The organism is Polaromonas sp. YR568 (assembly GCF_943369675.1).
GTDB lineage: Bacteria > Pseudomonadota > Gammaproteobacteria > Burkholderiales > Burkholderiaceae_C > Polaromonas.
Genome location: NZ_CALROB020000073.1, coordinates 1 through 14,212 on the forward strand (window position 1 = coordinate 1; position 14,212 = coordinate 14,212).

Genomic DNA, 14,212 nt, shown 5'->3' on the forward strand with positions numbered 1-14,212 from the left:
GGACCGCAACGGTAACGGCCAGATAGACAACGGCGCCGAACTCTTCGGCAACAACACGATTCTCAAGGACGGCAGCAAGGCCGCCAATGGTTTTGCCGCACTCGATGAACTGGACAGCAACCATGACCATGTCGTCGACGCGCAAGACCTGGATACCGCCAGTCTGCGTGTTTTCAGAGACGCCAACAGCAATGGCGTGGTGGATGCCGGTGAACTGCTGACCCTGGCCCATGCCGGCGTCAAGAGCCTGAACACCGGCTACACCACGCAAGCCGTGACAGACGCCAGCGGCAACCAGCATCTGCAGGCCGGCAGCTTCACCACCACGGCCGGGCAAACCCGCGCCATGGACGACGTCTGGTTTGCAATAGACCTGGCCCGTACCGCCGAATCCGACCTTATTGCCGTCAACAGCACAATTGCCGCGCTGCCCGAACTGGCCGGCTTCGGCAATGTGCACAGCCTGCACCAGGCCATGGCGCGCGATATCAGCGGCAAGCTGCAAGCGCTGGTGCAGCAGTACACCAGCGCCATCGATCCGGCTGCGCGCACCGGTCTGCTGAACGACCTCATCTACCGCTGGGCCGGCGTGCAGGACATAGACCCGGCCAGTCGCGCCGCCACACTGTATTACGGCAACGTCATCGGCGACGCGCGCAAGCTTGCCACGCTGGAAGCCTTCCTTGGTGAAGGTTATCTGGGGACTTGGTGCTGGGGCGAGAAAGATCCAAACCCGCACGCCCCTGCCGCGCCCATTCTGATCGGCGCGTACGAGGAGTTGGCCCAATGGGTTGACAGCCAGTTGCTGGCGCAAAGTTTGTTCAAGCCGTTGTATGACTGTGTCGGCCTGAGCTGGAATGCCCACAGCCAAAGCCTTGAGTTCGACGTCACCGCCTTGGTGGCAACGCTGAGAACCCAGTACAACACCGACCCGGCACAAGGGCTGGCATGGCTCGTCAGTTTCGGAGGCAACCTCCAGATCATGGGCGAGGCAGGTGCGCAAATTTTCACCAAGCTGCAACAGCACGGTGATCTTCAGGGCCAGGGATTTGACTGGTACCTAGCCACCATGGGCGACAGCCTGGTAATGGGTACGGCGGGTGCGGACACCTTGAATGCCCCGACAGGGGTTGACAGCCTCTTTGTGGCCGGCGCCGGCAACGACACACTCAACGCCGGAGCATCAAAAAATGTGTTTGCATTCAACACAGGAGACGGCCAGGACACGATCAACGAGGTCAGCAGCGGCTACAAAATCGGCGGCATCAACAAAGACGTGCTGCGGCTGGGCGCCGGGCTCACACCGGAAACCACCCAATTGCAGCGCGGCCTGGGCGACATCCGCAACGACCTGACGCTGGTCTTTGGCGGTGGCGACCAAGTCACGCTCAAAAACTACTTCGAGAAGAACTTTCGCTTGCAAACCATCGCGTTTGCCGACGGCACCCAGTGGAACGATATCAAGGTTGCAAGTTTGCTGACCTATACCGGCACCGACGGCAGCGACACCCTGCTGGGTTCAACCGACTTGGGCAATCGCATGGAAGGCGGCGGCGGCGACGATTTGGCCGCGGGCGGCAATTTCGGCGACACACTGAGCGGCGGCGCAGGCGATGACAGCCTCAACGGTGGCTTCGGCAACGACACGCTCAACGGCGGCACCGGCAATGACATTCTGGACGGTGGACACGACGCCGATACGCTGGACGGCGGCGCCGGCAACGACACCCTGACCGGGGGCATGGGCAACAACACCTACCTGTTTGGCAAGGGCGATGGGCAGGACGTCATCAACTACACCCAGAACACCACGGCAGGAAAACTCAGCACCTTGCAGTTCAAGGCCGGTGTGCTGGCTTCGGAGATCATCGTCAAGCAGGTCTTTGACAGCGCATTCAGCAGCAACTGCGCACTGGAAATCTCCATCGCCGGTACCACCGACAAAGTCACCATCAGCGCTTTTACTTACAGCGACAACACCGCCAATCTTTACAACGGCGTGCAGCAGTTCAAGTTTTCCGACGGCACGGTATGGAACCTGGCGACGATCCAGAGCAAGCTGTTTTTGGGCACCAACGGAGATGACATACTTCGTGGCACCAGCGCGGCGGAAACTCTCAACGGCGGCTCAGGCAATGACAACCTCAATGGCGCCGTTGGCAACGACACCATCAACGGCGGAGACGGTAACGACCTGCTGTACGGCGAAGCCGGCAACGATACGCTCAGCGGCGGCGCCGGCGACGACTGCCTGGCTGGCGGGGACGGGGCCGACACGCTGGACGGCGGCGCCGGCAACGACACGTTCAACGGTGGAGGAGGCAACGATGTCTATCTCTTCGGCAAGGGCGATGGGCAGGACGTCATCAGCTGCAGCTATGACATCACGGCGGGTAAGCTGAGTACGCTGCAGTTCAAGGCGGGCTTGCCCAGTTCGCAAGTAGTCCTCAAACAAGTCTATGACCCCTACATGGGAGGCTACAGCGCGCTGGAGGTCTCGATTATCGGCACCACCGACAAAATCACCCTCAGCGGTTTCTTCTACGGTGACGACACCGCCAACCCCTACAACGGTGTGCAGCAGTTCAAGTTTGCCGACGGCACCGTGTGGAACCTGGCCGCCATCCAGAACAAGGTGTTCGCAGGCAGCAGTGGGGATGACGTGATTCGCGGCACCATCGCCGCCGACACCTTCAACGCCGGCGCAGGCAACGACATGCTGTACGGCGTTGCGGGCAATGACATCTACCAATTCGGCAAGGGCGACGGGCAGGACACCATCACGGACGACGATGCCACGGCCGGCAATGTGGACAAGGTCGTCTTCAAGGCCGGCGTAGCAGTCGCCGACGTGCAGGTGGTTCGGGACTACGACGCGCTGGTGCTCAAGCTCGCCGGCACGACCGACCAGTTGCGCGTCGAAGGCTATTTCACCAACGACGGCGTCAACAGCCGCGCCATTGAGCAAATCCGTTTTACCGACGACCCCAGCACCGTATGGAAGCTGGCCGACATCAAAACCAGGGTGCTGGCCGCCACCAGCGGCGACGACACGCTGACAGGCTACGCCACCGCGGACACCCTCCATGGCGCCGACGGCAATGACAAGCTGTCGGGCAGTGGTGGCGCCGACAAGCTCGACGGCGGCAATGGCGACGACGTGCTCCAGGGCGGTGCCGGCGATGACACCCTGAACGGCGGCGCGGGCAACGACATCCTGGCCGGTGGTGTGTACAACCCCTGGTGGGGAAGCTACGATGGTGCCGGCAACGATGTTTACCAGTTCGGCAAGGGTGACGGCCAAGACAGCATCTTTGACGACGACGCCACGGCCGGCAACCTGGACAAGATCGTCTTCAAAGCCGGCGTGGCTGTTGCCGGCGTGCAAGCCGTGCGGGAAAACGATGCACTGCTGCTCAAGCTCATCGGGACTTCCGACCAACTGCGCATCGAAGGTTATTTCACCAACGACGGGGCCAACAACCGGGTCATCGAGGAAATCCGCTTCACCGACTCACCCGTCACGGTGTGGAAACTGGCCGATGTCAAGGCCAAGGTGTTGATGGGAACCAGTGCCGACGACATCCTGACGGGCTACGGTACCGCGGACAAGATCGGCGGTGCCGATGGCAATGACACGCTCTATGGGCGTGACGGCGCGGACAAGCTCGGTGGTGGAAATGGCGATGACTGGGTCTATGGCGACGAGGGCAACGACGCCCTGGCCGGTGATGGCGGCAACGACATGCTGCAGGGTGGCGCGGGCGATGATGCCCTCAACGGCGGCGCGGGCAACGACGTCCTGGCCGGCGGTACCTACTATTACGGGTGGGGGGACGGAGCGGGCAACGATGTTTACCAGTTCGGCAAAGGCGACGGGCAAGACACTATCTATGACGACGATGCGACCGCCGGCAATGTGGACAAGGTCATCTTCAAGGCCGGAGTGGCAGTCGCAGACGTGCAGGCAACCCGTGAATACGATGCACTGGTGCTGAAGATCGCCGGCACCAGCGACCAGCTTCGTGTCGATGGCTACTTCGCGAATGACGGGATCACCAGCAAATTGATCGAGCAGATCCGTTTTACCGACGCTCCCACGACCGTGTGGAAGCTGGCCGACATGAAGACCAAAGTGCTGGTCGCCACCAGCGCGAACGATGTCCTCACAGGTTATGCCGGGAAAGACGCCATCAACGCTCTGGACGGCAACGACAGTGTGTACGGGCGCGATGGCGCGGACACCCTGAATGGTGGCGCTGGCGATGACTATGTCGATGGCGGAACCGGCAACGATGTCGTGAGCGGTGATGCGGGTGCCGACTATCTTGAGGGCGACGACGGCAACGACGCATTGCTTGGCGGCGATGGAAACGACCATATGCAGGGCGGCGCGGGCGATGATGTCCTCAACGGCGGCGCAGGCAACGACGTCCTGGCCGGTGGTACCCACTCTTACGGTTGGAGTGACGGCGCGGGCAACGATGTTTACCAGTTCGGCAAAGGCGACGGGCAAGACACCGTCTATGACGACGACGCCACGGCTGGCAACGTCGACAAGGTCGTCTTCAAGGCCGGGGTGGCAGTCGCAGACGTGCAGGCAACCCGTGAATACGACTCGCTGGTCCTCAAGATCGCCGGTGCCAGCGACCAGCTTCGTGTCGACGGCTACTTCACGAACGACGGGGTCAGTAGCAAGTTGGTCGAGGAAATCCGCTTTACCGATGCCCCCAAAACCGTATGGAAACTTGCGGACATGAAGACCAAGGTGCTGGTCGCCACCACGGGCAACGATGCCCTCACCGGTTACGCCGGCAATGACACGATCAAGGCCCTGGACGGCGATGACCGTGTGTACGGGCATGACGGTGCGGACGTTCTGAACGGCGGCAACGGTGACGACTGTGTGGATGGCGGCGCCGGCGACGACTTTCTGGACGGTGGCGCCGGCAATGACTGGCTCTATGGCGGCGAGGGCAACGACAGCTATGCCTTCGGGCGTGGCTCGGGCGTTGACGTCAACATCGACTATGACCCCAGCGCCGGCAACAAGGACACGCTGTCCATCGCCAAGGGCGTCAGCGCCAGCCAGTTGTGGTTCCGCCAGGCGGGCAACAACCTGGAAGTCAGCATCATCGGGACCGGGGACTCAAGCACTGTTTACAACTGGTACTCGGGCAGCGAATACCACGTCGAGCAGTTCAAGACCAGCGACGGCAAGCTGCTGCAGGACACCCAGGTTGACAAGCTGGTGCAGGCCATGGCTGGCTTTGCGCCGCCGGCCATGGGCCAGACTTCACTGACAGCCGCGCAGCAGACGGCGCTGGCGCCTGTGATTGCGGCGAACTGGCATTGATGAGGCGGGCGGCATAAAAACGAAGGGGGAACGCCAGGGCCTTGCAGTCCTGGCGTTTTTTTTGCGTGCTTTGCCGCGAGTGTTGACCTTTTTACACCAGACGCCTGATCGCTTTCTTCTTCCAAACCAACCGGTAATAAGCCGTCTGCAACCCCAACATCGCAATAAAGGTAACGGGATAAGCAACCCAGATCCCATTGATCCCGATTCGATGGCTCGTGAACCACGCAACCGGCACTTCGACAACTGCGATGCAGAAGATGGAGATACCGGTGGGCACCAGCACCGAGCCGCTGGCGCGCATGATGCCGGAGAGCACCGAGGCCATGCCGAAGATCACGCTGCTCCAGAGCATGATGTGCAGCAGGGTTTGCGCGAGTTCAATCACCGGTTCGCTGGTGATGAAAAAGCCCATCAGGTGGCGTGAGAACAGATAGCCGAGCAGCACCAGCGTGCCGGTCAGCACCAGGTTCATCAGCAGGCCGGTGCGCGCGATGGCGCCGAGCTTGTCGGTGCGGCCCGCGCCTATGGCCTGGGCGCCCAGGATGGAGGCGGTGATGGCGATCGAAATCGCGGGGAATTGCACATACGCCACGACCTGGTTGACGGCGCCGTAGGCCGCGGTGGCGCCGGAGCCGTAGCTGTTGACGAGCGAGAGCAGGGCGACTTCGGCCAGCGCGATGACGATCATCTGCACGCCGGTGGGCACGCCGACCTTGAGCACGGTCTTGAGGATCTTGCCATTGATGCGCATGTGGCGCACAAACTCCGCATCGGGCGCGAGCGGGCTGTGGATGCGGCGCAGCCGGAAGGCCAGCCAGGCGGTGGCCGTCACCATCGACAGGATGGAAGCGACCGCGCCGCTGGCCACGCCGAGTTGCGGCAGGCCGCCCCAGCCGCGTATCAGGGCCGGCGTGACGATGAGGCCGACCACGGTGGAAATGCCCAGCGTGTAGAGCGGGTTCACGGTGTCGCCCACACCGCGCAGCATGGCGGTGGCCAGCAGGTAGACGAAGAGGCCGGGCCCGGCAATCATCATGATGCGGGCATAGCGCGTGGCGTCGGGCAGGATGTCGGCCGGTGTGCCCAGCGCGCTGAGCAGCGGGCCGGTGAAGATGCCGCCGAACAGGGCGACCAGCAGGCCGAAGGCCAGGCCGACGCTGAGTGTGGTGCCGGCGATGGCCTTGACCTTGCCGGTGTCGCGCGCGCCCCAGGCCTGGCCTATCAGCACCGAGGCGCCGGCGCCCAGGCCTATGGTGAAGGCGATGAAGAAAAACAGGATGGGGAAAAAGCTGGACACGGCCGCCAGCGCGCCCACGCCCAGCATCTGGCCCACATACACATTGTTCAGCGTGCCCGACAGCGACTGCAGGATGTTGCTGAGCAGCATGGGGCCGAGGAAGGCGGCAAACGTTTTCCACATCGGCACGCTGTCGGTGAGCACGGCGCGCGGCGGCGGCCTTGTGGGCGAAGGCGCCAGCGGCGGCGCCGCTTCGGCCACGGAGGCGGGCGGCGCGGCGATCTCGCCGGCGGCGCGCAGGTCGCCTTCGTGCATTTCGGTTTCGAGCTGGTGGTCCAGGGCGGTGATGTCAGGCGGCTTCATGCGGCGCTCCAGCTGGGGTCGGCCAGCTTGGCCAATTGCAGGCGCACGTCTTCGGGCCAGGGCGCGACCAGGCCTTCGAATTTCGGCCTGTCGCCCGCGAAGAGCGCGCGGCTGGCTTCTTCAAAGCCGGCGAAGTCGCCGGCCATCTCGCTCATGAAGCGGTAGGCGTTCTCGCGCGCGGCGCGCACGCTGACGCGGCCTTCGCCGGCCTTGCGGGATTCGTCGACCAGGCGGCGCAGGGTGACCGAGGCGCCGCCGGGCTGGCTGGCCAGCCATTCCCAGTGGCGGGGCAGCAGGGTGACTTCACGCGCGACCACACCGAGTTTGGGCCGGCCAACCGGGCGCGTGGCCGAGACTTCCGGCGTTTGTGTTGTCTCTGCGGCAGGAGCGGGCGAGGGCGCGACGTCGGCCTCGGGGCGCAGGTCCAGGTCTATGCGCTCGCCGGTGGCGTCGTTGAAGACGCGGATCAGCGAGTCTTCGGTGCTGGGCAGCTTGCGCAGTGTGTTGATGACCAGCGTGCGGTCGCCGGCGGCGATTTGCCGGAAGCCTGCAAAGGCGACGAAGCGCGCTGAAGTTTCGGGGGATGGCATGGAGGGCATAAAAGAAGCTTTGCGAAGAATGTTCAAAAGGATGAGTTTCATCCGGGTGAATAAATTCTATAACGCCCGGGTATAACTTGTCCAGATAAATTGAATCCGGGTGTAACTCTTCTCTATAGACCTGAATCGTCTAATCAACCTATTTAATATTCTTTTGAGTTTGTGCTTCAAGCTTATACATTCGCTACCTGTTCACAAAAAGAGCCTCGCGTGTTTCCAAAAGAAGCGCAACAGGCGACAAGGTCTAGCGGGATTTCATGATCGAGCTCAAAGGCATTTTTCAAACCTACAAGGGTCCCACGGGCCCGGTCGAAGCGCTCAGGGGCGTCGACCTTCACATCCAGCCGGGCGAGGTCTACGGCATCATCGGCCGCAGCGGTGCGGGCAAAAGTTCGCTGGTGCGGGTGATCAACCTGCTGAACCGGCCTTCCGCCGGCCAGGTCCTGGTGGGCGGCCGCGAGCTGACCTCGCTGGACGGCGACGCGCTGCGTGTGGCGCGCCGCGACATCGGCATCATCTTCCAGCACTTCAATTTGCTCTCGTCGCGCACGGTCTACGGCAACGTGGCCTTGCCGCTCGAAATCGCCGGGCTGCCGGCCGCGGAGATCAAGGCCCGTGTCGAGCCGCTGCTGGAGCTCGTCGGCCTGAGCGCCTTGCGCGACCGCTTTCCGGCGCAGATCAGCGGCGGGCAAAAGCAGCGCGTGGGCATTGCACGCGCGCTGGCCAACCGGCCCAAGGTGCTGCTGTCGGACGAAGCCACCTCGGCGCTGGACCCGGAAACGACACGTTCCATCCTGGGCCTGCTGAAGCAGATCAACAAGGAGTTCGGCCTGACCATCGTGCTGATCACGCACCAGATGCAGGTCATCAAGCAGGTGGCCGACCGCGTGGCGGTCATCGATGCCGGCCGCATCGTTGAAAGCGGCCCGGTGATCGACGTCTTCACGCGCCCGCAGCACGAGACCACGCGCAGCCTGATTGCCGAGATCGTGCCGCAGGACCTGCCCGAGAGCGTGCTGGCGCGCATACGCACGCTGATGAGCGCCGAGCATCCCGAAGAGGGCCAACTGCTGCGCCTGGCCTTTGCCGGCGACGATTCCGACCGGCCGCTGTTGTCGGACGTGATACGCCGCTTCGGCATAGATCTTTCCATCGTGCACGGCCAGGTCGACGAAATCCAGGGCAAGCCTTTCGGCTCGCTCGCGGTGTTTGCGCGCGGCGCGCGCGAGCAACTCAATGCGGCGGTGGCGCACCTGCGCGGCGCCGGCGTGCATGTCGATGAGGTCGGCGGTGATTTGACCGGAGGCGGTGCGCCGCGCCGGGCCGCCCCAAGCAAGCACGGCCCCTTTGTATTGGGCGAGGGGCAGCGTACCGCCGAAGGCACACAAAGTGAAAAGCGTGGGGGCTCGTTAATTCATGTTCAGTAATTTTTCTCAGGCCTTGCTGGAGCTGTTTGTCAGTTCGCTGTGGGAAACCATCGTCATGGTCGGCATCTCCGGCCTGGTCGGCGCGCTGATCGGTATTCCGCTGGGCGTGTTTTTGCGGCTCACGGACGAGGGCGGCGTGCTGCGCAACGCAGGTGTGAACCGCGTGGTGGGCGGCATCGTGAACGCTGTGCGTTCCACGCCTTTCATCATCTTGCTGGTGGCCATCATTCCGCTCACGCGTTTCCTGACCGGCTCATCGATTGGCACGGCCGCCGCCGTGGTGCCGCTCACGATCGCGGCGGCGCCCTTTATCGCGCGGCTGGTGGAGACCTCGCTGCGCGAAGTGGACAACGGCCTGATCGAGGCGGCCCTGGCCATGGGCGCGACCACGCGGCAGATCGTGCTCAAGGTGCTGCTGCCCGAGGCGCTGCCCGGCATCGTCGCGGGCCTGACCATCACTTTTGTGAGCCTGACCGGTTATTCGGCCATGGCCGGCGCCATTGGCGGCGGCGGGCTGGGCGACCTGGGCATCCGCTACGGCTACCAGCGCTTTCTGCCCGAAGTCATGCTGGCCGTGGTGCTGGTGCTGATCTTGTTCGTGCAGGCGGTGCAAAGCCTGGGTGACTGGGCTGTGCGCAGGTTGAGTCACAAATGAGGGTGCTCGCTGATTCTTATTTTCAACAGCGATGTTGATCCCCGGATTCCTCCCTCTCCCCCTGGGAGAGGGCAGGGGTGAGGGCTGGCAGCGATCAATCCGCCACTACGGTTCCCAACGCTGCCGGCCCTCACCCTAACCCTCTCCCCAAGGGGAGAGGGGACAAAACTTTCTTAATTCATCCAAAGGAAACACCATGAACAAACGCACGCTCATCCAATCCGCCATCGCACTCGCGCTGGCCGCCTCCTTCTCCGGCGCCGTGCTCGCGCAAGACAAGCCGCTCAAAATCGGCGTCACCGCCGGACCGCACGCGCAGATTTTTGAGCAGGTCAAGAAGATCGCCGAAAAAGACGGCCTGAAGATCCAGGTCGTCGAGTTCAGCGACTACATCCAGCCCAACGCCGCGCTCGCCGCCGGCGACCTGGACGCCAACAGCTACCAGCACAAGCCTTTCCTGGACCAACAGGTCAAGGACCGCGGCTACAAGATCGTCAATGTGGCCTACACCGTCAACTTTCCGATCGGCCTGTATTCCAAGAAGGTCAAGAGCCTGGCCGAGCTGAAGGAAGGCGCGCGTTTCGGCATCCCGAACGACCCGACCAACGGCGGCCGCGTGCTGCTGGTGCTGCAGGACAAGGGCCTGATCAAGCTCAAGCCTGAAGCGGGCCTCAAAGCCACACCGCTGGACGTGATCGAGAACCCCAAGAAACTCAAGTTCGTGGAGCTTGACGCCGCACAGCTGCCGCGCTCGCTGGACGACCTGGACGCTTCGGCCGTCAACACCAACTACGCGCTGTCGGCCGGGCTGAACCCCAAGGACGCGATTGCGCAGGAAGCGGCCAAGTCGCCTTACGTCAACCTGCTGGCCGTGCGTCAGCAGGACAAGGACAAGCCATGGGTCGCCAAGCTGGTGAAGGCCTACCACTCGGAAGAAGTCCGCAAGTTCATCCAGGCGGAGTTCAAGGGCGCCGTGCTGGCCGGCTTCTAAGCGACCAGCCTTCTTCAGGCCCTGATCAAAGTGGCGCTGTCCTCGCCGAGAGCAGCGCCATTTTTTCGCGCACCAGGCTGATGAATGCCTGCAGGCCCGCGGGCACCAGCCGGTGGCCGGGGTAATAGAGGCACAGGCCGGGGTAGCTGGGTGTCCAGTCTTCGAGCACGCGCAGCAGGCGGCCATCGGCGATGTGCTGCGCCACCGGCCATTCGCTGGTCCAGGTCAGGCCCTCGCCCTCGAGTGCGGCGGCGATGCGCAGGTTGTCGTTGTCCAGCGTCAGCCGGCCGGCGACGTCCACGTCCAGCTTGCGGCCGTCTTTTTCAAACTCCCATTTCAGCAGCGCGCCACTGGGCATGCGGCTGCGTATGCAGGCGTGGGCCTGCAAATCGTGCGGCGTTTTCGGCGGCTTGCGGCCTTTGAAGTAGGCCGGCGAGCCGACAACCACAAAACGCAGCGGCGGCGTGCAGGGGACGGCAATCATGTCCAGCGGCACGGCCTCGGCCAGGCGAAAGCCGGCGTCGAAGCCTTCCTTCACGATGTCGACAAAGCGGCCTTCGGTGACCAGGTCGACCTGCATGTCGGGGTAGCGCCGCAAAAACTCCAGCAGCAGCGGCGCCAGGATCATGCGCGCGCCGCCTTCCGAGGTGTTCAGGCGCAGCGTGCCCGACGGCGTGTCGCGGAAATCGTTGGCGCCTTCCATCGCGGCGGTGATCTCCTGCAGCGCCGGCTGCACCCGCGCCAGGAAAGAGGCACCGGCCTCCGACAGCGAGACGCTGCGCGTGGTGCGGTTGAACAGCCGCAGTCCCAGGCGCTGCTCCAGCGTGGCGATGGCGTGGCTCAGGGCGGAAGGGGACATGTCGAGTTCGGCGGCGGCCTTGCGAAAGCTGCGGTGCGCCGCCACCGCGACCACGGCATTGAGTTCTGGGAGTCCGGTGCGTTTCATTGTGCTAAATCATGCACCAACTCATGCCGAATTGCGAGGATTGTTGAATAAGTTGCAGCCTCATATGCTTGAGGCAAGTCATCAACTCCCCTTAACGTCTCCTCAAGGAACCGCATCATGAGCAAACCCACCGCTAAAACCGTGCTGATCACCGGAACTTCCTCCGGCATAGGACTGGCGGCCGCCAAACGCTTCGCCGCCCAGGGCTGGAACGTCGTCGCGACCCAGCGCACACCCGAAAAAGACACTGAATTGCGCGACATCCCCAACGTGCTGGTCACGCGCCTGGACGTGCAGGACATCGCCAGCATGGCGCCGGCGATTGACGCCGGCATTCAGCGCTTCGGCCGCATCGATGCGCTGGTCAACAACAGCGGCCACGGCCAGTACGGCTTGCTTGAAGCCGTGTCGCACGAGCAGATCCTGGCCCAGTTCGAGGTCAACGTCTTTGGCGTGATGGAACTTACGCGCGCCATCCTGCCGCATTTCCGGAAAAACAAAGGCGGCAGCATCATCAACGTGAGTTCGGGCGCCGGCCTGTTCACCTTGCCGATGATCTCGATGTACTGCGCGAGCAAGTTCGCGCTCGAAGGTTTTTCAGAGGCGCTGTCTTATGAACTGGCGTCGCAGAACATCGCCGTCAAGCTGGTGATACCGCACGGCGGGGTGACCAGCACCAGCTTTAATGCCCGCACCGCAGCCGGCAGCGCGAACGACACCACCTTGACCGACTACGACGACTTCGTCGCCAACACCGCCAAGGCCTTTGCTGCGATGACGTCGGCCAGCAACATGAGCTCTGACGACGTGGCCAAAGTGATTTACGGTGCGGTCACCGACGGCAGCAGCCAGCTGCGCTACCTGGTCGGTGACGACGCGCGCGGTTTTGTGAAGGCGCGGCGCGAGATGACTGAGGCCGACTACATGGCTTTCATGCGCTCGCATTTCACGCCCAGGCCTTGAGCCACATTGAGCATGGGGAGTGGCTTCCGTCCTGAAGTCCTACAGCGGATGTTGCCGAATTGGTTTACAAAGTGGAATGCCTGAAGCGCTGGCGCCAGCCAGGCGCTCAGTGCTTTCCAACCCCGTCCCATCAGACACATCCTGGAGAACCCCATGGCGCAGTACAACATCGCCGTCATCGTCGGCAGCATCCGCAAGGATTCGTTCAACAAAAAGCTTGCGAACGCGCTGGAAAAGCTGTTTCCCGCCGACTTCAGCTTCACCCACGTGCGCATCGACGACCTGCCGCCCTACAACCAGGACGACGACGCCAACCAGGCGCCCTCGGTGATCCGGCTCAAGGGCGAGATCAAGGCCGCGCAGGGCCTGATGTTCGTCACGCCCGAATACAACCGCTCGATTCCCGGCGTGCTCAAAAACGCGATCGACCATGCCTCGCGCCCCTACGGCCAGAGCGCCTGGGACGGCAAGGCGGCCGGCGTGATCGGCACCTCGGTCGGCCCTATCGGCACGGCGCTGTCGCAGCAGCACCTGCGCAACATCCTGGCTTACCTCAATGCGCCTACGCTGGGGCAGCCTGAAGCCTTCATCCATAACAAGGAGGGCTTGTACAACGCCGACGGCAGCATTGGTGAGGCCAGCCGGAAGTTTTTGCAGGGGTGGGTGGATGCTTATGTTGATTGGGTCAAGCAGCACGCCTGAGCGTGTGGCCCAAGCCGGCTTTGCGCCGGCGGGGCGCTGCCTTCCCACCGTTCGGGCTGAGGTATCGAAGCCAGTGCCATCCCTACCGTTCGGACTGAGCCTGTCGAAGCCTCGCTTGCTCCGGCAGTGCGCTCTCCTTGGAGGCTTGCTGGCCGGGGTTGCCCGGCAGCAACTCACTTTCTTTTGCTTCGCCAAAAGAACGTAAGCAAAGAAAAGGCGACCCTGGTGTATGCGTCCCTTCGCTTCGCTACGGGCAACCTGCGGTGCTCGGTTCAGGCGGGGTCTCGCTCGAACTCGCTTCGCTCAGACAATCGCGATCCCTGATCCGCCTGAACCTGCGCTCCTCGGCGCATCCACAAGGGGCAATCGGGAGCGGGGACTAAAAAGGGGGCAGAACAGGAGCAGACGGCGATGCGGTGGCCATGAATTTACTCCCTCTCCCTCTGGGAGAGGGCAGGGGTGAGGGCCGTCGGCGGTTGATGTGTCGCTGCAGGTGCGAAGGCTGCTGGCCCTCACCCTAACCCTCTCCCAGAGGGAGAGGGGACAAGAAGGGTCTCTGTCTTCGGCTGTCTGGTATTTGGCTGTTCTGTATTCCTTCCCCACCCCTTGTGGATGCGCCGAGGAGCGCAGGTTCAGGCGGATAAGGGATCGCGATTGTCTGAGCGTAGCGAGTTCGAGCGAGACCCCGCCTGGACCGAGCACCGCAGGTTGCCCCGGAGCGAAGCGCAGGGGACGCAGGAACCAGGGTCGCCTTTCTTTTGCTTACTTTTCTTTGGCGCGGCGTGTGTCAAGGTAGTTGTCGCCTCGGGTGAACTTATGCCGCGAGATTTTGCCTTTGCGCTTGTTCGCGTTCCGGATTGAGGTACACGGCGTCTGCCAGGTGCCAGTTCCTGATCTGTGCGGACCAGCGTTGCGGATGGCGGTCCCGGGCTGCCTGGTAGAGTTGCCTGCGCTCTTGCAACAAGGCTTT

General features: G+C 62.9%; 9 protein-coding genes. 6 read left to right on the forward strand and 3 right to left on the reverse strand.

Going from position 1 to position 14,212, the window contains the following annotated elements:
- Window positions 1-5,356 (forward strand): calcium-binding protein (locus ACLV8F_RS23945; protein ID WP_411886698.1); only part of this gene is annotated, 5,356 nt, incomplete at its 5' end.
- 91 nt (window positions 5,357-5,447) lie between these two features.
- On the opposite strand, the gene ACLV8F_RS23950 is transcribed toward ACLV8F_RS23945, so the two are convergent.
- Together ACLV8F_RS23950 and ACLV8F_RS23955 are read right to left on the reverse strand one after the other, a co-directional pair.
- Window positions 5,448-6,878, reverse strand: coding sequence for an MATE family efflux transporter (locus ACLV8F_RS23950; protein WP_411886705.1), 1,431 nt, complete (start codon window positions 6,876-6,878; stop codon window positions 5,448-5,450).
- A 77-nt stretch (window positions 6,879-6,955) separates the two neighbouring features.
- The gene (locus ACLV8F_RS23955) at window positions 6,956-7,549 is read right to left on the reverse strand and encodes a DUF2239 family protein (protein ID WP_411886699.1); all 594 of its coding nucleotides are present in this window, start codon (window positions 7,547-7,549) and stop codon (window positions 6,956-6,958) included.
- Between the two features lie 266 nt (window positions 7,550-7,815).
- Here ACLV8F_RS23955 and ACLV8F_RS23960 point away from each other — a divergent pair, with 266 nt between their 5' ends.
- The 3 genes from ACLV8F_RS23960 (at window position 7,816) to ACLV8F_RS23970 (ending at window position 10,631) form a co-directional block, all read left to right on the forward strand.
- Window positions 7,816-8,985, forward strand: coding sequence for a methionine ABC transporter ATP-binding protein (locus ACLV8F_RS23960; protein WP_411886700.1), 1,170 nt, complete (start codon window positions 7,816-7,818; stop codon window positions 8,983-8,985).
- Entirely contained in the window at window positions 8,975-9,640 is a 666-nt protein-coding gene (locus tag ACLV8F_RS23965) for a methionine ABC transporter permease (protein WP_411882009.1), read from the forward strand. The genes ACLV8F_RS23960 and ACLV8F_RS23965 overlap by 11 nt, the downstream gene beginning before the upstream one ends.
- Window positions 9,641-9,836: 196 nt before the next feature.
- Window positions 9,837-10,631: a MetQ/NlpA family ABC transporter substrate-binding protein gene (locus ACLV8F_RS23970; RefSeq protein WP_411886701.1), complete on the forward strand. Its 795-nt coding sequence runs from the start codon at window positions 9,837-9,839 to the stop codon at window positions 10,629-10,631.
- Window positions 10,632-10,656: 25 nt separating this feature from the next.
- On the opposite strand, the gene ACLV8F_RS23975 is transcribed toward ACLV8F_RS23970, so the two are convergent.
- Window positions 10,657-11,577, reverse strand: a complete 921-nt coding sequence (locus ACLV8F_RS23975; protein ID WP_411886702.1) for a LysR substrate-binding domain-containing protein — start codon at window positions 11,575-11,577, stop codon at window positions 10,657-10,659.
- 117 nt (window positions 11,578-11,694) lie between these two features.
- On the opposite strand from ACLV8F_RS23975, the gene ACLV8F_RS23980 reads away from it, so the two are divergent.
- Together ACLV8F_RS23980 and ACLV8F_RS23985 are read left to right on the forward strand one after the other, a co-directional pair.
- The gene (locus tag ACLV8F_RS23980) at window positions 11,695-12,540 is read left to right on the forward strand and encodes an SDR family oxidoreductase (RefSeq protein WP_411886703.1); all 846 of its coding nucleotides are present in this window, start codon (window positions 11,695-11,697) and stop codon (window positions 12,538-12,540) included.
- Between the two features lie 153 nt (window positions 12,541-12,693).
- Entirely contained in the window at window positions 12,694-13,242 is a 549-nt protein-coding gene (locus ACLV8F_RS23985) for an NADPH-dependent FMN reductase (RefSeq protein ID WP_411886704.1), read from the forward strand.
- Window positions 13,243-14,212 lie beyond the last annotated feature (970 nt).